Raw genomic sequence first — 20,746 nt, forward strand, 5'->3', positions numbered from 1 at the left:
GGCATGGTTCAGATAAAAACTTGTTCGGCTAACGAAATGCATTCCTGTGGGAGCGAGCCTGCTCGCGAAAGCGGTGTATCAGGCAACACTGCAGCGACTGACAGGCCGCCTTCGCGAGCAGGCTCGCTCCCACAGGGGCTAACTGTGATCTTTAGAACGACGACTGGATCTTGATCCCGCCGATCAGGGCGTCGTCGACGTCGTTCACGCCACCGGGATGGCGGATGTATTGCAGGTTCGGGCGCACGGTCAGCCAGTTGGTCACGTGCACGCCGTAATACAGCTCGGCGCTGTATTCGGTGTCCTGCGGTGGCAGGAACGCCGGATTGTCGTAGTCGTAGACGGCGTTGGCGCGGTTAGCCATTTCGGCGTTCTTGCGATAGGCCGGGTTGACGTGCACACGAGCGAGGGCGAAACCGATGTCATCCTTGGCGCGGGCATCGAACGGACCTTTGTAGGTCAGGCCGGCCTGCACGTAGTTGTCGATGGCGTTGGTTTTCTTGTCATGCATCGTCGCGTTGGCGAACAGGCTCAAGCCGCGCGAGTGGTCGCTGGCGATGCTGGTGACCTGCTGCTGCACGCCCAGCCATACGCCGTGCTTGCTCGACGCGCTGCGGTAGGCTTCGCCGCTCAGCGCTGCCGGTTGGTCATTGCGGTCTTTATAGACGTCGGAGGCCTTGGCATTGCTGTAGTAGTAACCGGCGCGGTATTCGCCCGGCAGGCCGTTGAGCTTCGGCGTCCACACCAGTTCGACCGGCAGGATCGCACCTTGCGTGCCGCTGCCGCTGAGTTTGAAACCGTTGCCGCGATCGAGGTTCGACGGGTTCTGCTCATAGGCGCCGACCTGCGCATACAGCTCCGGCGTCAGGTGATATTTGACCCGCAGCGCCCACTGGCTGACCGGCCAGTTGTACCAGATGCCGCCGACCCAGTTGCCGACCTGCGAGCCGCAGAAGGCCAGGTTCTGGAAGTCGCAAGGGAAGCTGTTGAAATCCTCGCCTTCGCCGAAGCGGCCGACCTTGATATCGAGTTTCTGATCGAAGAATTTCTGCTGATACCACATCTGCGTCAGGCGCGTGGTCTGGCCACGGCCCCAGACTTCCTGCGCGGAAGTGAAGCCGCCAACGCGCGGGTCGTTGATGCGGTCGTTGCTGATGTTGTTGCCGCTGCGCTTGGTGATGGTCAGCTGAAATTCGGCGTCGTTCCAACCGAGGATCTTTTGCAGATCCAAATGGGTGCCAAGGCCGAACTGGTCGCTGTAGCGGGCGGTGCGGTCGTGATCGTAACCGCCGTTCAGATTGCTGCCCATTTCGCCGGTGTAATCGAGTTTGAAGTCGTAGCCTTTTTCCGCAAGTTCCGTGCGCGTGCCGTTCCAGTCACCGAGCATGTACGGTGATTCACTGTCGAACGCGGGAGCTGCGTGGACGCAGGTGGCAAGGCCGAGGGCAGTGCAGCCGCCAAGGGTGCGCAGGGCAGAGATAGCGCTGTCCCGGGAGAAGGAAAAGTCAGGCATGTAGAAGTCTTTTTTTGATGTTTTTCAAGTGCAGGCCGAGCGCTTCAGATTGTCGCAGGCAGTGAAGCGTTTCAGCGGAAGGGCGGCAGGATAATGATCTGTTACAAAAAGACAAAGGCCTTTTATGAACATGCATCCTTTCGGATTTGGTAACAGTACGAAAAGGGTCGCAGCCTTCGGCAGCTCTCGTGTTGAAATGCGTACCTGTAGGAGCTGCGGAACGCTGCGATCTTTTGACCTTGACCTACATTTGAAAGGAAGGCCTTCCACCCGCCCGGCCCCTCGGCTAAGGTGCGCGGCTTCTGCATAACACTTCGCCCAAAGGCCCGGCATGAACGAACAATCCCCCGATCCGCTGCACGGCGTGACCCTCGAACAGATCCTCAATGCACTGGTTGCTCACTACGAGTGGTCGGGGCTGGCCGAGCGTATCGACATCCGTTGCTTCAAGAGCGATCCGAGCATCAAGTCGAGCCTGACCTTCCTGCGTAAAACCCCATGGGCGCGGGAGAAGGTCGAACGCCTGTACGTGAAGCTGATGCGCACCAAGCGACCGCTTTGAGATGGACAGCGCGAGGCGCCGACGCCTGATCACCGGCCTGGCCGTGTTGGGCTGGGCGGGGCTGGCAATTCAGCTGTACCTGATTCTCTTCGCACGATTGAGCATCGGCGCCAGCCTGCTGGGCGGGCTGGTGAGTTTCTTCAGCTACTTCACCATATTGACCAACACCCTGGTGGCGACGGTGCTGACCTGCGCGGTCGCCGAGCGCGAATCCGCCGCGCGGCGCTGGTTTCTGCAACCGTGGGTCAGCAGCGGGATCGCGGTGAGCATCGCCGTGGTCGGTCTGGCCTACAGCATCCTGCTGCGGCACTTGTGGCACCCCGAAGGCTGGCAGTTTGTTGCCGACGAATTGCTCCACGACGTCATGCCATTGCTGTTTCTCGGCTATTGGTGGCGCTGCGTCCCCAAAGGCACGTTGCGCCTGAGGCACTTGCCGCTGTGGCTGATCTATCCGCTGGTTTATTTCATCTACGCCTTGCTGCGCGGGCATCTGCTCGGCGCCTATGCGTATCCGTTCATTGATGTGGCGGTGTTGGGATATCCACAGGTGCTGGCGAATGCCGGGGGGATCTTGGTGGGGTTTGTGCTGGTGGGGTTGCTGATTATCGGTCTCGACCGCAGATTGTCCGCACGAAGTTGATATTCAATGTGGGAGCGAGCTTGCTCGCGAATGCGGTGTATCAGTTTGCATGGATGTTGACTGACACACCGCTTTCGCGAGCAAGCTCGCTCCCACAGGGGAATTGTGGTCAGAGGAAAATCACTCCTCGTCAGAGCCTTCCGCCCGCCAGTAGCCAACCGCCTTAATGAACTGTTCGTCGAGCCCATGCTCATCGATCAGCACCCGGCGGATCTGCCGCGAGACCTTGGTTTCGGTCGCCACCCAGGCGTACAGATTGCCCTTGGGCACTTGCAGTTGCTTGACGCTAGTCAGCAGATTGTCCCTGCCACCTTCGCGCAGCACCCAGATCACATTGAACTGCGCCGCGCTCTCCAGCACTTGCTGCTCGGCACCGTTTTCCACTTCGATCACCACCAGCGCCTTGCGATTCGCCGCGAGGTTTTCGAGGCGGCGGGCGATGGCGGGGAGGGCGGTTTCGTCGCCGATCAGCAGGTAGCTGTCGAAGATGTCCGGCACGATCATCGAACCGCGCGGCCCGCCGATATGCAGGAACTGCCCCGGTTGCGCCTGCTCCGCCCAGGTCGAGGCAGGGCCGTCGCCGTGCAGGACGAAATCGATGTCCAGCTCCATTTTTTCCAGGTCGTAACGACGCGGTGTGTAGTCGCGCATCTGCGGCAGCGGGCCGTTGTCCTTGCCGGCGCCGAGTTGCAGGGTTTCCAGCGCGGCGGCCTGTTCGGCATTCTGCGGGAACAGCAGTTTGACGTGATCGTCCGTCCCGAGGCTGATGAACCCGGCCAGTTCCGGCCCGCCAAGGGTGATGCGGCGCATGCGCGGGGTCAGGTCGGTGACGCGCAGCACTTCAAGTTTGCGCCGTTTGATTTCGTGCATCACGCGGTGAATGGTTTGAGTATCGACTGCAGTCATTCGGCTTTCTCCGAGGCAGGTTGAACGGCAGGGCCGTCGACGATGGCTTTGGCGGTGTCGTTGAGCAGGTCGCGCACCCGCAGGATTTCTTCGGCGCTCCAGCGGCCGTGGTGCAGCTGCAAGGCATGGCGCAGGTTATGCACGGCTTCGTGGATTTCCGCCGGACGATCATGGCCGCGCAGCGAGCGCTTGCTGACGTCGATGCGCATGCGTACGCCGTCGAGCGCCACCGCCTGTTCACTTAAAGACAGACGACCGGCGTCGGTCACGCTGTAACGTTTTTTGCCGGCCTCGGCATCACCGGCGATCAGGTCGCTCTCTTCCAGAAAGGTCAGGGTCGGGTAGATCACCCCGGGGCTGGGGCTGTAAGCGCCGTCGAACATGCCTTCGATCTGCCGGATCAGGTCGTAGCCGTGGCACGGCTGCTCGGCGATCAGCGCCAGCAACAGCAATTTCAGGTCGCCGGGGGCGAAGACGCGCGGGCCACGGCCGCCGCGTTCGCGACCGGGGCGTTTCTCGAAGCCGTCGCGGCCATCGCCGTGCTCGCGGTGTGGGGAATGATGGTCTCTCATTTATGCTTTCTCTCTCGTCGTATTTAGATACAACTTAAGATATATCTTAAGGCCTGCGCAAGACGTTTTTGACCTCGCTTTGGCTTGGGCGGACGAGCGGTGAAGGCAAAAAATAGCCGGAAAACGCTTTTTCATGCAGAAATCAAAGCGGTGACCTTAAAGTTAAAGTTATCGCTCTAGTTGTACTTGAGTATATATTCTAATTCCTCGCAAGTTGCCGCTTTAAAGCGGCTAAGTTGCTGTATGGTTTTTTGCTCATAACTGTGTGTAGGGCGCAACTTACAGTGAATGTTGCAAGTATCTGTTTTTTGTTCTTTTTTCTGGCGGGGTGTGGGGTTGTTTAACTACGAGTTTGTCGGAAGTTGCCTGCTTACATTCCAGAGGCAACAGTCGATGATGCCCGCCATTGAAAGTTCAAGTTGCTCCGGCGGTCGATGAGCAAAAGCGTTTGTGAACTTTCAATGACACCCCCCTATATAAAGCAAACAGGTACTGAACGATGTTCAAGAAAATCGCAATCGCTGCTCCACTGGCTCTTCTGGCAATGTCCTCGACCGCCTTCGCTGCGGGCGAAGCGTCGCACTCCATCAGTCTGATCGCTCACGTGCCAACCAATGGTTTCTATGTCGTACCGACCGACCCGGATCTGGTCAACAAGGACCAGGACATGAGCTATCAGCCAAGCACCGGAAAAATGGCCGAAGTCAATGGTTTCTTCGATGTGCGCAATAACAATGGCTCGGTTCATGCCAGCCTCGAAAGCCAGCCGAAACTGGTTTCCGGCAGCAGTTCGATCGACCTGCAAGTAATGCTCAACAACAAGGAACTGACACTGACTCCGCAATTGGTCGTGGGTGAAGCCGAGTCTGACGTCAACTACCGCGCACCGCTGAAAATCTCCGCCAAGGGCAACAGCTTCCAGCCAGGTGATTACACCGGTTCCGTGGCGATGATCTTCGACGCCGTTCCGCCAGCACCTTGATCCCATGATCAGGCGCTAAGTGTTCTCGTTCATGCAGAACACTGACCAGTGGGGCGTACACCCGTGTCCGCCTCGCCGGATTTTCCTTCGTTAGAAAAAATCTGAGTACAAGTTCATGTTCCCGATGACCCCCATCGCGGCTGCGCTTGCGCTGTTGTTTTGTGCCAGCGCAGCCGTCGCATCCAACACCGCCGGTACCACACCACGCAGTCTGCTGGCGCAGGCAAAAGGTTTGCCCGCGGATTTCGAGGAGCATTTCTTCGATGTACCGCTGGCGGTGCGGGTCGAAGTCGATCAGCAGCCGCTGGGTGAGGCCATGGTGGTCTTGTCTCGCGATGATCGCATTACGCTTCTCGAATTCACCGACACCAGCGAAAACCGCTTCGGCCCTGCCGAGCGGGAAAAATGGGCGAGTTTTTTCAAGCCCGGCGTGCCTCTGGGGGCGTGCAGCGGCTCGTGCCCGGACCAGTTTCTGGCGGTGCATTACAACCTGGAGAACTCGCTGGTCTCGATCGCCACCGAAAACGCCGAACGCGACGTAGCGGCCAAGCGTTATTACGAACAGCCGAGCGGGGGCAGCAGCGGCCTGATGGTGCGCAACCAGCTCAATCTCAACGGTGGTCAGGATCAGGACCTGGGTGGACGTTTTGGCCTGGAAGCCAGTTCCAGCCTGGGCAACTGGAGCCAGACGCTCAACCTGCAAGTTGCCCGGCTCGGCGGCCCCGACGATAAGCTGTACCACGCCGTGCACGAGCTGCACACCCAGCGCGAACTGCAAGGCAGTTTCTTCCGCCTGGGCTATTTCACCCCCAATTCCGAAGGACTGACGCGTCAGCCGCGTACGTTTGGTACCAGCCCCGATACGGCAGTCGGTGTCATGTACGGCAGCTCCGACAGCCTCGCCATCAACAGCCCGATGCCCAGCGTTTACCCGATCTATGTAACGGCCAATCGTCAGGGGTCGGTGGAGATCTGGCGCGACGGTCTGCTGATCAATACGCAATCGGTGCCGGCCGGATTGCAGACGCTCGACACTCGACCTTTGCCCGGCGGCATCTATGAAGTGGAGGTGCGCCTGATCGAAGACGGCCAGATCACCTCGACGACTCAGGAGTTGGTGTACAAGCCCAACAACTGGCGCAACCTCGACGAGCGCTGGCGCTATAACCTGTTCGCCGGCGAAGAAAGCAAACTGCTGAGCAACTGGGACACGCAGTCGAGCGGCAGTCCCACCGCCGGCGCGGCGGTGAACTATCTGCTGCACCCGCGGGTGATTATCGGCGCTTCGGCGCGCCAGATCCGCGAAAAACTGCAGTACGGCACGTCGATTGACTGGACCCTGGCCAACCACCTCAGCCTGTACGCCAACGTCTACAAGACCGAGGACTACGGCACCGGTCTGGATCTGCAAAGCCTTTACAACTATGGCTCGGGCAGTCTGGTGATCAGCCACAACCGCAGCTGGCTCGACACCACCAACACCTATGACACATTGCCTGACGGCACTCGTATTCGTCCGCGTAACGTCTTCGTTGGCCAGACCAGCAATTCATCGCTGGCGCTCAACCACCGCGTGAGCAGCAAGAGTTCGCTCAACGCTCGGGTCTCGCACAGCGAAGGCAATGTCGAAGGTATGGGCGTCGATCTGGGCTGGACCCAGCGCACCGTGCTGTTGGGCAGCGATGCCAGCTGGCGCCTGTCGATTTTCGATCGGCCCGGCAGTTACAGCAGCGGCGATGCGCGCAACCGCGGCGTCGATCTGAGCATCAACCTGGCACTCGGCGCGCCTGGCCAGCAACTCACCGGCAGCATCGGTTCACGCACCGCTCGCGATGGAAAACGCGACAACAATGCCTCACTCGGCTGGCGCAAGGAACTGAAGGATCACGTGCTGCAGAGCGTGTCGGTGACCGCGCTGACCGACACCTATGGCCTGGGTGTTTCCAGCCTGGCCAACTTCCGCACCGACTCGATCAACGGCGACGGCTTCATCCAGCGTTCGTCGTACAACGGCAATTTCACCGGCGGCCTCAACGTTGACAGCACCCTGGTGGTTGGCGGTGAGCAAATGCTCATGACCAGCCAGAGCGAAGTGCGCGGCGCCGGGATGATCGTTGATGTGGAGTCGGATATCGAGGACATCGTCCTGCGTGCCGACGATTACAGCGGCAGCGGCACGGCGTTGAAACCGGGGCGCAATTTCATTCCGATCACCGCCTACCAGAACAGCTCGGTGAGTTTCGATTTCGAAGGCAACGCCGTCCCGGCTGCCACCATCGAACCGGCGCGCACTCGCTATCACCTGAACAAGGGCGGGGTCGAGTACCGCAAGATTCGCGTGATGAAAACCCTGACCGTGCTCGGTCGCCTGGTCGATGGACGCGGGCAGCCCCTCAAGGGTCACCACGTGATCAACCATGCCAGCCGGGGCGTGACCGAAGTCGACGGCTTCTTCTCGATGGAAATGAATGCCGGCTCGCCGACCCTGGAAGTGCGTCAGGGCAACCAACTGCTGTGCCAGTTCCGCCTCAACGAGGCCGACCATCGCAGCGAAAACAACGTGTTGATGATCGGCGATCTGCGCTGCACGCCGGACACCCTGGCGGACGTTACCTCCACTGCACAGAAGGCGGGCTGATGATGAAGCTTTTAGCACAGGGTTGCGCACTGGCACTGGCGTTGGGGATATCCACCGCTCACGGCGCGAGTCAGGAAATTCGCGCAATGTTTCGCCCGGATCCCGCCCAGCCGACGAAAAACGTATTCGTCAACAAAACGCCGAACAGTGGTTACTGCGCGAATTACCCGAACCAGTGCGCGGAAAATGTCATGTTCAGCATTCGCGTGCCGGTGAATTTCAACGCCAGTCGTTTTCTCTTGCCTGGCGAGGGCATACCGGTGAAGGCACCTGCCAATTGGCGGCGGCTGACGGTGACCAATGCCGATACCCAGGAGGTGGAGACTGTCGAAATCCGCATTACCGGTATCGGATCCACCTATCGCCTGAGTCAACCGGCCAAAGAACTGACGGGGGCTGACGATGACCTCGAAGGACACCGTGCGCTGTGGACAACCAGCAGTTGGGTGAACGCCGCCGCGCCTTGCCTCTTCAGCGGAAATCTGCCCTACGGTCCCAGCCACTACGGTTTTTTCTGGAAAACACCGGTAGAAGCGCGCTGCACCAAATATACGGCGTTCATGATTCCGACCATATCGTTCGAAACTCTGGATTTTGCCTACGAGTTGCGTACGCCGAATCCGCTGAACATGTCTTCAGGCCTGTATACCGGTTCGATGTCCTACAGCATCGGACCCGCTGGCGACTTCGATTTCGGCTCGGTGCTGCGCCCGGACGATGCCAGCCTCAATCTCGACTTCGTACTCGACGTACAGCACACCCTGAAGATCGATCTTCCGCCTGGCGCCAACAACGTAACCCTGGAGCCGGCGGGCGGCTGGGCGTCCTGGCTGGACAGTGGGCGCAAACCGACGCAGGTTTTTCGCGATCAGCTGTTCTACATCTCTGCGTCGTCGCGCTTCAAGGTCATGATGCTGTGCAACTCTCCCGGAGGGAACACGTGCAGATTGGGCAGTGCTGAGGGCAACACCACAGATATCCAGGTCTGGATGTCGTTGCCTCCCGGCATCAGTGGTCCTGGCAGTCCCGGCCAGACGGTCACCCGTCATCGTTTGAACTTCAACACGTGGGCCGGTCCGTTCCAGCCAGGCCTGTATGTCGACCGCAAGCCCGGCACTCTGCATTTCGACATGACCCCATTCGCCATCGATTTTCTGCTCAGACCCGGCGTCGCCGACAGGCTGCGCGGCAACGTGACCGTTATATGGGATTCGGATGTATGAGCACGTCAGACAGGGCCTTTTCCAATCCAGTGGAGTTGAAACAATGAATCGCAGTTTGCTGCTGAGCCTGCTCAGCTTGTTTTGCCTGACGGCGCAGGCCGGGCCGCAGATCAATGTCGGCACGGTGTACGACTATCTCGATGCCGATAAAAGCACCTATCTCAAACGGGTCTTCAACAGCGGCGACGCCACGGCGTTCGTCAAGATCAATGTCCTGGAAATCGTTTACGGCGCCGACGGTACGCCGCAGGAAATTCCGGTGGTGAACGCTGCCGATGGCGCCTCGCGAAACGGCCTGATGGCCAGCCCGGCACGGCTGATCGTGCCGGCGCAGGGCATGCAGGGCACGCGTCTGCTGTACATGGGCGCTCGCGATAAAGAGCGTTATTTTCGCGTGCGCTTCGTACCGGTGGTACCGGAAAAGGAAGACGACTTCGTGGTCAGCGGCGAAGAGCGCGACGAATACAGGAAATCACTCTCGGCGGGCGTCAACGTCATGACCGGGTTCGGCACGATCTTCTTCGTGCGGCCCAGGGATGCGCGTTTCGACACGGCAGTCAATGACACCGAGAGCCGCTACGAACTGCGCAACAACGGCAACACCGTGGTCATCGTCGACGAGTTCAAAAGCTGCTCGCTGAGCAAGGAAAGCGACTGCGGGGCGACCACCAAACATCACGTTCTGGCTGGCAAGACGTTCGCCTTCGACAAGGAGAAGGGTCGCGAGTACCGCTTCTTCCTGATTGAAGGCAACGCCAAAAAGACCATGAAGATCGCCAGCCGCTAACACGGTTTTCCAATGACGCACCGGGTAACCAAAATGATCAAGCAATCTACCGCGCTCGTGCTGCTGGCCGCCGCCAGCCTGAGCGGCAGCGAGGCCTGGGGAGCGCGAGAAGAGCACACCTTCGAAGTGTCGCTGACCATTCCCAGCCGCCCGTTCTATGTGATTCCAGCAGAGCCGGACTGGATTCACCGGCCCCAGCAACTGTTCTGGGATTATCCGAAAGCCACGCTGGGCAGCCTGGAGAAGAATTTCGATGCACGCCATGACAGCAGCGCCATTGATGCCCGCCTGCTGCTTGATCCTTTTCTGGAAAACGGCAGGCCGGGAGAGATTATCCAATTGCGGGTCACGTTCAACAATGTGGAGTTGAGCTCTCACGTCCTTCCGCGACAAGTGCTCTCCCGGGAGGAGGCCGCCGCCGGCAAGCGCGTCGCGCTGAAGATCGAGCCGGTCGAGCCCGTAGGCGGATACCGTTCAGGGAACTATTACGGCAACGTACTGCTGATGTTCAGTGCCAGTACGCCAGGCGCTGAGTAATGAACATGACTGCAAAACCAATCAAACCGCTGTCAAGGCCTGCGATTTACGGTTTGGGCCTGACGCTTGCGTTGAGCATGGGGCAGGCGCAGGCGGTGAACCAGGAGATCCGCGCGCTGTTTCAACCCGACCCTGCGCAACCGAGCAAGAACGTGTTCGTGAACAAGACTCCGAATAGCGGTTATTGCGCGAGTTATCCCGGTCAATGTGCGGAAAACTCGGTGTTCAGTATTCAGTTGCCGGTTCGATTCGACTCAAAGTCCAGTCTCCCGCCTGGCTGGGGTGTGGGCATAAAGGTGCCGGCCAACTGGCGCCGATTGACCGTGACCAACGCCGAAACGATGGAGACCGAAACCGTTGAGGTGCGTATTACCGGCATCGGCTCCACGTATGTCCTGAGTCAGCCGGCACACGAGCTGGTTGGTGTGAGCGACGTGCTGCGTGGCCATCAATTGCTGTGGAGCGGCAGCAGTTGGGTGTACGCACCCTCGCCCTGCCGCTACAGCGGTGTCGGTTTCTTCTCGCCGAACAGTTACCGGTTTTTCTGGAAAACGCCTGTCGAAGCGCTGTGTACCAAGGCGACCACGGCCACCATTCCGTCGATGTATTTCGACACCCTCGACTTCGCTTACGAATTGCGCACGCCCAATCCCCTGGGTATGTCTTCGGGCCTGTATACCGGTTCATTGACCTACAGCATGGGGCCCAGTGGCGATTTCAGCTTCGGATCGCAATTTCAGCCGGACGATGATCGCGTCACGCTGGATTTCGTACTCGACGTACAGCACACCCTCAAAGTCGACATTCCGCCTGGCGGCAATCAGGTTGTGCTGCAACCCCAGGGTGGATGGCAGTCATGGCTGGACAGCGGTCGCAAGCCTGTGCGGCTGTTTCGCGATCAGACCTTCCTGATTTCCGCGTCGTCCAGATTCAGCATGAGTATCGAGTGTGAGCACGACCTTGGGTTTGGCTCCGGCTGCGGCATCGTCGACCGCGAGTCGGGTTACGCCGGCGCGGTAGACGTCAGTGTCAGTCTGCCCAGCGGCCTGACCGATAGTACCGGTCAACCGGTCAATCGGTACCCGCTCAAACGCCAGGCCAGTGCCGCGTTTCAACCGGGCATTTATCTGGATCGCAAGCCGGGAACGCTGCATTTCGAAGTAGGGCCGACGTCCACCAATTGGTTGATCATCAATGCCAAAGGCCGACCCTTCAGAGGCAATATCACGGTGATCTGGGATTCAGAGGTGGACTAGATGGATCAGACCGGCCAGCCTTCGAAGGCTGGTCGGTCGGATATGTGCGGTTTTACAGGCCGGCTCTGGCCATCGCTTCGCGGGTCAGGCGGCGTGACAGCTCGTTGCGCTTGTAGCCGATTCCGTTCAAAAGTTCCTGGTAACGTTGCTGGCTCATCGGGACTTCGTCGAACAGCCCGGGTTCATCGGCAATGTCCAGCTGATCGGCGAGTTTCTGCATCTTTGCGGCAAGTGTATGCGGATTGGCTTGCCCGTTCGGGTCAGCCCATTCGGCTTTGGCCTCGCGCAGCTCATCGAGCAGGCCTTCCATGGGCTCGAAAGTCCGATCATTGAGTTCGTAGAGTTCCGGGTACGTCTTGCGCAGGTGGTCAGCCCAAAAGTTGTCCGAGTTCAGATCGAGCATGGCGTTGACCAGGCCATCGCCTTGTTCACCCTGGATGATTCTTGCGTAACTCGCGTCGACCTTTTCCACGGTAACGCCGGAACGCGGGCGGTACAGCATCTGGTCCGTCTGCCATGGCAACTGCAGCCGTCCCGCCAGAGCAGTCTCGTACACCATGTGAACCTCGACTTCGTCGGGCGCCAGATTCTTCGGGTCGCTGGCGTTCAACGCCTCCTGGGTCTTGTATTCGAAAGCGGCTTCATCGGCCACTTTGTTCAGACGAGCCGCACCACGGGCCAGGCGTACGAGCCTGTCCTCCAGCATGGCCGGTGAGGTCGACTCCGTGTAGGCCTTTGAAACCAGCACTTTCATTCCCAGCGAGTTGAACAATTGCGCGCCCAGATCACCGCGGTCCTCGGGGGAGACGATCTGCTTGAACAGGGCCTCGCGCAATTTGGCGTCGACAGCGGCCGCGTCGACCATTTCCCAGACGCGCTGGGTCAGGCGCCGGCGTCCTTCATCCGTGTGGTAATCGGCGCTTTCGCGCTGTTTGCGGATCACGCTGAAAAAACCAGCGGAATCGGGCTCGGCCATCAGATCGTGCCACGACTCCTCGCGGTACCTGCTCAGTGAACCTGACGGGCTGAAGTCGATGGAATTTCGCGGAAATGTCTTCCAATGGAGGAGCTCGTCGCTGGCGGCCGGCAGGTAATCCTGTACGGCACTGAAACCTGCGGACTCACGGTATTTGCCGTAGCGAATGCGGTCGTCGGGCGTGAGCGATGACGGGTCCAGGCGTGACCGGCTCAGAATTAACTCCTGATCGGACTTGGCGGCGACTTCCGGCAACGTGTCGACGTTGGTTCCGCGCATGTCCAGCGTGAAGCTGCGCGGTCGTTGTTTCGGCGTGCTGCCAACTTCGAACAACCCTTCGGGCCAGGCCTTGAGACGGGTATCTCGCAGGTGCAAATTCGTCAAATGATCCATCCGGCTGACGTCAGGCGGTATTTGCAGGCGGTTGCCGTTTAGATTGAGGGTGCGCAGTCGGTCCAGCGCGCCCAGGTCCTGGCGCGACTCGGTGGTCAGCCGGATAGCGTTGTCGGCCAGATCGAGTTGTTCCATTTGTCGCATCAGCCCAAGAATCGAAGGCAGCTCCTTGAGCTCGCATTGGCGCGCACTCAACTGGCGCAAATTGGGGAAGGTGCTAAGCAGGATGCTGGGGTCTGGCGGCAGCCTTGCCCGATCGATTTTCAGTGCGGTAATGCGATCGAAATAGGGCTTCATTTTTGGACGTCTGCGCAGGTCATTCCACCAGTTTTCCAGCTTGTGATTTTGAAGGTCGGACGACAGATCCAGGGTGTAGCCCTGGTCGGGGTGGACGCTGCGCTCACCGAAAATCTCGCTGTTTCGATCAAAACATTCGGTCAACCGATCCAGAATAAACTGCCCACCTTCGCGCTGGAATTCCATTGACAGATGAGGGTGCCCTGTTTCGCCGTCGCGTTCGCTGTAGCCGTCACGCCAGTTACGCAGCTCGCTCTGCAATTGGTTGCGTTCGCTTTCGAGTTGGTCGATAGCTTCCAGGTGTTTGCCTCGGCGCGTGAGTGTTTCGACAAACGCAGTGACCTCCCTCTCGTTCATCAACGGGTAGAGTTCACTGATTCGTTGCTCCGGTGTCGGGCTACCAAGGAAACGTGGCCAGCCACGCACCAGTCGTTCGGTTTCATGGGGTATTACCGGGCGGATGGGCGGCTCGGCCAGCGCGATACGCCGTTCGCTCGGCAGTGCGCAACGGTCCATGATCCATAGCTTGAAGCCCTCGCCCTGGCCGCGCCGAAGTTCGATGCTCGCCAGGGCTTCGTCCGGCAGCGCCTGCAGCAGCGATTCGTAGAAATCAGCGTTGGCGTGGACGCTGCGGCCGTCAACGTCGAGTACTTCGTAGCGGCCCTTCTCATCGCGGATCAGGCGCCGCACGTTTGTCGCGTCTTGCGGTCCGGCACTGCAGCGCAGTGGTCCTTCAGGGCTGCCGTCACGCACCTCGATATGCAGATCGGCAAAACTGTCGCTATTGATTTTCAAGGTGTTGAGTGCCAAGCGTTCGCTTTGCGCCGTCGTCGGCCCGTCGCCATAAAAGCCCTCATAAGCGCGGCTGGTCGAGGCCTCGAAATCCAGTTCACGGGCCTCGGTTTTCAAGCGCAGCGGCAAGCGGTGCTCCTCACGGATTGTCTGCAGCTCGGCAGGACGGGCACGGGCCACGACTTTTTCTGCCAGCGGCAGCGGCAGTTCGGGAAACACCTGTTTGACCGTGCGCAGCTCATCGCTCGTGCCGCGCTCGCCCGCCTGATAAACATGCCGGGCTACGTCGTTGCGGCGTTTTTTGACCGCGTCCGCGAGTTGATTGCGCAACGCTGGCACGCGTTGTTCCGGGGTGAGCATTGGCCCCAGCAGACTGTTCAGTTCCTCCTCGCGTAGAAAAGCCGTGACCCGTTCCGGCAACTCGCCGGCGTTGAGGTCGGCGAGGCTGATGCGCAGGGTGTCGCTCTGCTGGGCAAGCGGGTTGCCGTATTTGCGCGAGTAACCGGTCAGCTCCTGGTTGGCGAATACTTCCAGTGCGCGCGCCGGTGGCCAGCCCGGCAGGCTGGTCAGTATCGGCTCCAGCCACACCGAGTCGGCGTCAATTGCCTGACCGTTGCGTATGCTCGCTGTGGCGTTTCGCACCTGCTCTCGAGCGCTGAAGCGTTTGACCGTATCGGCCAGCAGTGGCGGTGGCGGATTGTTGTCCAGATGCATGCGCCGCAGTTCGCCGTGGGAGGTGCCGCTGGTGCGCTGAATCTGTTCCAGTTGCGTCGGCGTGAAATTGTCGACGCTGTGACCCAGGCGGGGCATCAGTCTGGCGTCCGGCCAGTCCAGTGGGTTCTCCGCTTCGTGCACCCACGCGCCATGACCATTGTGTTCGACCTGCGGCTGATAAGCATTGGCACGGCGCGGGTGCTGGATGCGGTGCGTGTTGACAGCCGGGTCGGTCGACGCCTTGTCAACGACATACAGCTTGCCTTCCAGCGGCAGGACCTTTCCGCTCGGGTGCTGATGCAGGCCGTGTCGATCGGGTCTGGATTGCGGCTCCAGGGCCAGGTCGTTGCGCGCATACGGGCTCAGATCGCGATGCCACAGGCTCGGTCTGCCATCCGGCAACTCGACCGGCCGCATGCCTTCGACCAGCGGCGACAGCTTGATTTTGAAGGCGCTGCCGATTTGCCCTGCGGCGCCGAACGCAGCCAGTTCGATGACGCTGGTGACCACGCCAATGACATGGTCCGCCGCTTCCTGCCACAGGCCTTCGGCGAGATCGACAACGCCCTCGATGACTTCGGTGGTCAATTGATAAGCGGTGTAGGCCATCATCAACTCGCCAAGCCCGGGCACGAACGGGGTGGCGATCAACAGCGCAACATTGAAGATGTCCGAGACGATTTTCTTGAAATTTTCCCACCATTCCCAGCGCGCCTTGCTGTCGGCCACCGCCGTGGACACGGCAACTTCCCTGGCGTCATTGAGGATTTTGTTGAGCTTTTGCTCGTACGCATGGCGCCAGTAATTGCCTCGCACCGGCAGATGATTGAATTGCAGCCTGGGCTTGGCAACAGGCGTTTTGCGCCAGGGTGGGCGCTGATCGTTCGGGGCCGTTCGCGGGTGATAGCTGATAGTGAACAGGCGTTGCTCGAGCAACGCAAAGAAATGCCCGCGCTGCTGTTGGTCGACGAACTGGCTGAAGAATTGCCGGTAGGTCTGCCGGGTTGCGTGACTGTAGCGGTCTTCACGCAATTGGCGGGTCAACTCGTCCCTGAAGGCACCCAGCGAGTCGTAGTCCTTGAGCGGATGATCAGGGTCATGCGGAACGTAGACGATAAGCCTTCGCTGACCCTGGGAGGCACGAGCGCCGTGCACCATCAACAGTACGCCGGTCAATGGCGTTTCAAGCATGGACAGGTCGCAGCAGCGAATCGGGATACCATCGAGCAACGCCCGCGAATCGCCATCGATCAGCTTCAGAATCATCTCGTAAGCATCGTACTGAATGTCCTGCCTGAGCATGGCCATCAGCGCGGCAGCGGCGAGGGCATCTTTTTGGGCGGCCAGCACCCGTGCTTGCAGAACACCTTGCGCGAGCGGCTCGGTGGGCAACAGCAATTGCTCGAGATGGGTTTTGTACTGTCCACCGAGGTCCAGATCGCGGCATAACGTCTGGAACCGGGCGATGGACATCTTGTTGGCGATGGGCAGCACATCGAAAAGTCCGAGGGCATCGGGTTTGCTGATATACGCCGAGCCCTGCTCGACTTGTTCATGGCTGGCAAAATTGTGCAGGGCAGCATCCAGCAACGACACGGTCCGACCAGTGGCGCCTTCGGAAATATTGATCGTGTACCAGGGCAGCTTTTTTGATTGATACAGAAGAAGGTACGTATTGCGCACATCCGGCTCGATGCCGTGGCGTTGTTTGATCAGCGCTTTCAACAACGGCTCGGCAAATGCGTAGAGGTCGGTTTTCGCCAGTGCATGATCGACGCTGTTCTGTGATGTCCAGGCCTTGAGGTTGGCGGCAGCAAGCTTCTCCATCGAGCCTGCGCCCACGTTCGTGTACCAGGGCTCGACGTTAAGAGGTGTTGCCGCCAGGGCTTGGCCCCGACTGACGGTGGCGTTTTTGAACGGTTCGCTGACGGCAGATTTGATGAACTCGTAGTGTTGCCCTTTGTCCGTTGGTTCGGCGGGCAGGGAAGCAGTAGGCATGGCCAATCATCCTTGATTGTTGGGGAGTATTCAGCCTACTGCCGCATGAGCAAAACAAAAGTTCAAAGATCGGGAGCTATCGCCGCGGTTGACGTCGGATCCGACCAAAAATCGAATGGAAAAAATACATCAGTACCACCCGGCGCTGATGGAAAACGGCACCCTGAGCCGTACGCCGCCTGAAACGATTGGTTACTTGAGCTCGGGCATCGCGTTCTCGGCCATGGCCACGCTGGCGGTTTGCACCGGTCGGCACTGCGAATCGCTGCCCGGTTGCAGATACGGCGTGAGAATCGGCGCCATGCCCTTGAGCACTTGTGTGGGCAGGGCCGAGGTGAACTTGAAGTTCTCCGCCGAGCGCCCGGGCACGAACGCGGTGAGGGTGCCGAAATGGTGATCGCCGATGTAGAACACAAAGGTCGCCGTGCGGTTGATCGACTTCGAACTGATGATCCGCCCGCCGGAACCGATCGCCGCGATGCGGTTGTCGCCGGTGCCGGTTTTGCCGCCCATGGCCAGGGGTGTGCCGTCGGGCAATTTGAAACTGCCCGACAGGCGTTTGGCGGTGCCGGCATCGACCACTTGCGACAGCGCCTCGCGCATGGCCCGGGCCACTTCCACCGGCATCACCCGTTTGCCCACGTGCGGGTCGTTGATCAGCCTGGTTTCATAGGGTGTACCGGCAGCGAAGTGCAGGCTGTCGATGCGCAGCGTCGGCATGCGTACGCCGTCGTTGAGGATGGTGCCGATCAGCTCGGCGAGCGCTGCGGGACGGTCACCGGAACTGCCAATAGCGGTGGCCAGTGACGGCACCAAGTGATCGAACGGATAGCCGACTTTCTGCCAGCGCTGATGAATGTCGAGGAATGCTTCGATCTCGAGCATGGTACGAATGCGGCTGTCGCGCGCGCCTTTGTGCCGGCTCTTGAACAGCCAGCTGTAGACTTCCTGGCGCTCGAAATGGCTGGCCTTGACGATCTCGCTGAAGGTCGCTTCCGGGTGATGCAGCAGATAACCCATCATCCACAAGTCCAGCGGATGCACCTTGGCGATGAAGCCCTGGTCGGGCAAATCGTAACTGCCGGGGCCATAGGAATCGTAGAGGCGGATCAAACGGTCGTCTGTGAGTTTTTCGTTGAGCTTGGTGCCCTTGAGGTGCGAGCGCACGAAGCGGTTGAAGTCTTCCTGGCTTGCCTCGGGCAACAGATAGCGATGCACTGCGGCCATGCGAATAGGCGTCGGGCGCATGCTGTCGAGGAAGGTATCGAGACGCGCCTGGGTATCCTTGTTGCGGTACTTCTTCCAGAACTTGAGCAGGAACGAGGTGCCTTCGCGGTCAGCGAAACTGGCCAGATACTCCTGACGGCGCGGATCGCGATCATCCTTGAGCAATTCGGCGTTGGGGCCTGAGTAGGTGGTGTAGCGGACGATGTCGCGCATCAGCCGAATGAACGGCAGGTTGATCGACTCGCGCAACGAATCGCGCAGGGTCGGCAGGCGACCGTTGTCCTCTTTGCGAAAGTTGTGAAAGGTGTGCAGCCCACCGCCGGTAAAAAACGCCTCGCCGGGGCTCGCCGAATATTTGCGGTCCAGCGCCGCGCCGAGCAGCTTCGACAGGTCGTGGTCCTTGTTCTGGATCAGGTAGTCGATGACCCAGCGGCTGAGGCGATCCTGATCCGGCACTTCGACTTTTTTCAGTTCCGGTCCGCTCATCGCGCCGTATTTGTCGTGCAGCTCGGCGACGATTTGCAGGTACGTGGTCAGCACACGCATTTTCGCCGTCGAGCCGAGTTCGAGCTTGCTGCCTTCGTTGATGTCGAACGGCTGGTCGGTGCTGTCGGTCTGCACGCGTACGCGCGAGCCGTCCGGGGTCAGTTCGAACAGGGTGAAGCTGTAGCGTACTTGCGTGGTGCTGGTCGGCGTCAGCAGGCGTTCTCCGAGCAGCCCGATTTCTGCGGCATAGGCCGGGTCGGCGAGTTTTTTCAGATAAGCCGTGGCCTGCGTTTGCAGATCGCCCTGCAGGGTGCTGGTGGCCGACAGGTCGAGGCGATCGAGGTCGTACAGCGGCCGGTTGAGCATGCTCGCCAGGCGGCTGCGGGCGACACTGATGCCTTTGTTGGTTTCGATCGGCTGTATCGTCGGTTGAGTCTGCCAGTCGCGATACGACACGGTGCTCGCCAGCGCGGCGTCGGCAAGGACGCTGTCGATCACGCCGTTCTGCTTGAGCAGGCGCAGATGGCTGTCGGTAAGGTTGGCCAGTTCCTCGCGGCCCTTGGTCAGGTAATGCGAAGGGCGGCGCTGGGCGATCATCAGCGAGAGCATTTCGCGCAAGGCCAGACCTTTGGCGGCCATGGTCTGCGGGTCGGTCTTCGCGCTGTTCAGTTGCTCGTTGGCCTTGTTGAAATCGCTGCCGTACCAGACCCGCAAACCTTCGGCCATGCCGTGCACTTCACCGTGGCCAGGTACCGCCGAGAGCGGCACGCTGTTGAGATAGTCACGCACGACGTTCTGCCGCGAACCTAGAGTCTCTGGGCCATCCTGGTAGGCGCGCACGCTGGCGGAAATCATCTGGCGGATCTTCTCCGCGCCGGACACGGTCAGGCCATCGGGCGAGTGGCGATACTTTTCCAGTTGCGTCGCCAGGGTGCTGCCGCCGGCCGATTGCCCGGGCAGGCGCAGCAGCTTGGCCACTTGCGACCATGCCGCCATACCGAAGCGCGGCCAGTCCACCGCCGGGTTGGCCAGCGGTTGTTTCGGGTCGAGGAGAAAGCGGTTTTCGATGAACAGCAGGCTGCTGACCACCACCGGCGGAATCGCCGCGAAGTCGGCATACAGTTGCTGCGGATAGTTGTATCGATACAGCGGCGCGCCTCGGCAATCGGTGATCGACAGCCCGGCCTGGATCTTCTCCGAATAGGGCACGAACAGGCCCTTATCGGTGTAACCGAGCAGGGCGGGGGAGAAGCGCGTCTGCTCGGTAATCACATAATTGCGCTTGAGCAGGCGCGGCAGGAATTCATCGAGCGAGCTGTAACCCAGGCGCAGATCGAACGGGCCGTTGCCCGGATAACGAATCGCTTCACTGGGGCCGGGTTCAAGCTTGTAGGTCAGCGAAGCGGCGTACTGGCTCAGCTCCCGGGCCTGGAAGCGCGAGGTGCGCATTTCCTTGGACGCGGCGAGTCCCACCACCACCGCAATGATCAAGAACAGCAACCAGAAAGCCTTCCACCCGTGCCGCTGGCGACGGGGTTTTTCAGGGACAGGCGCTTCATTCACACTTTCAGTCTGAACCACGGTTTTACTCGAATCGGTTTGCCACAAAGCGCCCATAGTCGACTGATCCATTCACGCAGATTGATCGGACTTGTCTGAAGCTTAGACGGTGGTTGGAGCCGGTGAAAAAAATGTGAAGAGCGGAGGATGCGGATTGCCTGAATAAAACTGGAACACACCCTGTGGCGAGGGGATTCATCCCCGTTGGGCTGCGAAGCGGCCCCAAAAGCTGCTGGCACGGTTATGCAGGTACACCGCGTGTAAGCAAGTTGCGCCTGCTGCGCAGTCGAGCGGGGATAAATCCCCTCGCCACAAAGAGGCTGTTTATATCCCAGGATGTTGTCTGTGTGAGGAAAGGATTCAGGTGGCTAGCAGATTTATCAGTCATGCGGAAATTCCCCGTGGCGAGGGGATTTATCCCCGCTGGGCTGCAAAGCAGCCCCAAAAGCCGCCAGCACGGTTTACGCAGGCACACCGCGTGTCAGCAAGTTGCGCCTGCTGCGCAGCCGAGCGGGGATAAATCCCCTCGCCACAAAGAGGCTGTTCACATCGGGGCATGTTGTCTGTGTGAGGAAAGGATTCAGGTGGCTAGCAGATTTATCAGTCATGCAGGGATTCCCTGTGGCGAGGGAATTCATCCCCGTTGGGCTGCGAAGCGGCCCCAAAAGCTGCTGGCACGGTTTCTAC

13 protein-coding genes and 1 pseudogene are annotated in these 20,746 nt (G+C 59.8%); 8 read left to right on the forward strand and 6 right to left on the reverse strand.

The window, feature by feature from the left end:
• Positions 1–151: 151 nt before the first annotated feature.
• Positions 152–1,513: a carbohydrate porin gene (locus tag D6877_RS01585; protein WP_130909641.1), complete on the reverse strand. Its 1,362-nt coding sequence runs from the start codon at positions 1,511–1,513 to the stop codon at positions 152–154.
• 331 nt (positions 1,514–1,844) lie between these two features.
• Here D6877_RS01585 and D6877_RS01590 point away from each other — a divergent pair, with 331 nt between their 5' ends.
• Positions 1,845–2,075 carry a VF530 family protein gene (locus D6877_RS01590; RefSeq protein WP_073473244.1) on the forward strand — a complete coding sequence of 77 codons (231 nt, stop codon included), beginning with the start codon at positions 1,845–1,847 and terminating at the stop codon, positions 2,073–2,075.
• A gap of 1 nt (position 2,076) precedes the next feature.
• Positions 2,077–2,715, forward strand: a complete 639-nt coding sequence (locus D6877_RS01595; RefSeq protein ID WP_130909642.1) for a Pr6Pr family membrane protein — start codon at positions 2,077–2,079, stop codon at positions 2,713–2,715.
• 9 nt (positions 2,716–2,724) lie between these two features.
• Here D6877_RS01595 and D6877_RS29745 read toward each other — a convergent pair.
• From D6877_RS29745 to D6877_RS01610, 3 genes and pseudogenes are all read right to left on the reverse strand, one after another.
• Positions 2,725–2,811: pseudogene (locus tag D6877_RS29745) on the reverse strand (metal ABC transporter ATP-binding protein); the annotation flags it as partial.
• Between the two features lie 24 nt (positions 2,812–2,835).
• The gene (locus D6877_RS01605) at positions 2,836–3,621 is read right to left on the reverse strand and encodes a siderophore-interacting protein (protein WP_130909643.1); all 786 of its coding nucleotides are present in this window, start codon (positions 3,619–3,621) and stop codon (positions 2,836–2,838) included.
• Positions 3,618–4,193 (reverse strand): PadR family transcriptional regulator, encoded by a 576-nt coding sequence (locus D6877_RS01610; RefSeq protein WP_130909644.1) that lies wholly within the window; start codon positions 4,191–4,193, stop codon positions 3,618–3,620. The genes D6877_RS01605 and D6877_RS01610 overlap by 4 nt, the downstream gene beginning before the upstream one ends.
• Positions 4,194–4,692: 499 nt before the next feature.
• Between D6877_RS01610 and D6877_RS01615 the strand changes: the two genes are divergently transcribed.
• From D6877_RS01615 to D6877_RS01640, 6 genes are all read left to right on the forward strand, one after another.
• Entirely contained in the window at positions 4,693–5,175 is a 483-nt protein-coding gene (locus D6877_RS01615) for a CS1 type fimbrial major subunit (protein ID WP_130909645.1), read from the forward strand.
• Between the two features lie 115 nt (positions 5,176–5,290).
• The gene (locus D6877_RS01620) at positions 5,291–7,813 is read left to right on the forward strand and encodes a CS1-pili formation C-terminal domain-containing protein (protein ID WP_130909646.1); all 2,523 of its coding nucleotides are present in this window, start codon (positions 5,291–5,293) and stop codon (positions 7,811–7,813) included.
• A 191-nt stretch (positions 7,814–8,004) separates the two neighbouring features.
• Positions 8,005–9,036 (forward strand): hypothetical protein, encoded by a 1,032-nt coding sequence (locus D6877_RS01625; RefSeq protein ID WP_241662830.1) that lies wholly within the window; start codon positions 8,005–8,007, stop codon positions 9,034–9,036.
• Between the two features lie 43 nt (positions 9,037–9,079).
• Positions 9,080–9,823: a molecular chaperone gene (locus D6877_RS01630; RefSeq protein WP_130909648.1), complete on the forward strand. Its 744-nt coding sequence runs from the start codon at positions 9,080–9,082 to the stop codon at positions 9,821–9,823.
• 33 nt (positions 9,824–9,856) lie between these two features.
• Positions 9,857–10,360: a CS1 type fimbrial major subunit gene (locus tag D6877_RS01635; RefSeq protein WP_178083615.1), complete on the forward strand. Its 504-nt coding sequence runs from the start codon at positions 9,857–9,859 to the stop codon at positions 10,358–10,360.
• 77 nt (positions 10,361–10,437) lie between these two features.
• The gene (locus D6877_RS01640) at positions 10,438–11,616 is read left to right on the forward strand and encodes a hypothetical protein (RefSeq protein WP_130909652.1); all 1,179 of its coding nucleotides are present in this window, start codon (positions 10,438–10,440) and stop codon (positions 11,614–11,616) included.
• A 52-nt stretch (positions 11,617–11,668) separates the two neighbouring features.
• On the opposite strand, the gene D6877_RS01645 is transcribed toward D6877_RS01640, so the two are convergent.
• Positions 11,669–16,786, reverse strand: a complete 5,118-nt coding sequence (locus D6877_RS01645; protein WP_130909650.1) for a DUF6543 domain-containing protein — start codon at positions 16,784–16,786, stop codon at positions 11,669–11,671.
• Positions 16,787–16,978: 192 nt separating this feature from the next.
• Entirely contained in the window at positions 16,979–20,116 is a 3,138-nt protein-coding gene (locus D6877_RS01650) for a transglycosylase domain-containing protein (protein ID WP_130909651.1), read from the reverse strand.
• Positions 20,117–20,746 lie beyond the last annotated feature (630 nt).

The organism is Pseudomonas sp. Sample_9 (genome assembly GCF_004307535.1).
Taxonomy (GTDB): Bacteria; Pseudomonadota; Gammaproteobacteria; order Pseudomonadales; family Pseudomonadaceae; genus Aquipseudomonas; species Aquipseudomonas mercuritolerans.

What these genes read in the sequence shown, in the direction of transcription:
- D6877_RS01585 (WP_130909641.1), bottom strand. Translation starts at nt 1,513, where the DNA reads ATGCCTGACTTTTCCTTCTCCCGGGACAGCGCTATCTCTGCCCTGCGC.
- D6877_RS01590 (WP_073473244.1), top strand. Translation starts at nt 1,845, where the DNA reads ATGAACGAACAATCCCCCGATCCGCTGCACGGCGTGACCCTCGAACAG.
- D6877_RS01595 (WP_130909642.1), top strand. Translation starts at nt 2,077, where the DNA reads ATGGACAGCGCGAGGCGCCGACGCCTGATCACCGGCCTGGCCGTGTTG.
- D6877_RS01605 (WP_130909643.1), bottom strand. Translation starts at nt 3,621, where the DNA reads ATGACTGCAGTCGATACTCAAACCATTCACCGCGTGATGCACGAAATC.
- D6877_RS01610 (WP_130909644.1), bottom strand. Translation starts at nt 4,193, where the DNA reads ATGAGAGACCATCATTCCCCACACCGCGAGCACGGCGATGGCCGCGAC.
- D6877_RS01615 (WP_130909645.1), top strand. Translation starts at nt 4,693, where the DNA reads ATGTTCAAGAAAATCGCAATCGCTGCTCCACTGGCTCTTCTGGCAATG.
- D6877_RS01620 (WP_130909646.1), top strand. Translation starts at nt 5,291, where the DNA reads ATGTTCCCGATGACCCCCATCGCGGCTGCGCTTGCGCTGTTGTTTTGT.
- D6877_RS01625 (WP_241662830.1), top strand. Translation starts at nt 8,005, where the DNA reads ATGTTCAGCATTCGCGTGCCGGTGAATTTCAACGCCAGTCGTTTTCTC.
- D6877_RS01630 (WP_130909648.1), top strand. Translation starts at nt 9,080, where the DNA reads ATGAATCGCAGTTTGCTGCTGAGCCTGCTCAGCTTGTTTTGCCTGACG.
- D6877_RS01635 (WP_178083615.1), top strand. Translation starts at nt 9,857, where the DNA reads ATGATCAAGCAATCTACCGCGCTCGTGCTGCTGGCCGCCGCCAGCCTG.
- D6877_RS01640 (WP_130909652.1), top strand. Translation starts at nt 10,438, where the DNA reads ATGGGGCAGGCGCAGGCGGTGAACCAGGAGATCCGCGCGCTGTTTCAA.
- D6877_RS01645 (WP_130909650.1), bottom strand. Translation starts at nt 16,786, where the DNA reads ATGCCTACTGCTTCCCTGCCCGCCGAACCAACGGACAAAGGGCAACAC.
- D6877_RS01650 (WP_130909651.1), bottom strand. Translation starts at nt 20,116, where the DNA reads ATGGGCGCTTTGTGGCAAACCGATTCGAGTAAAACCGTGGTTCAGACT.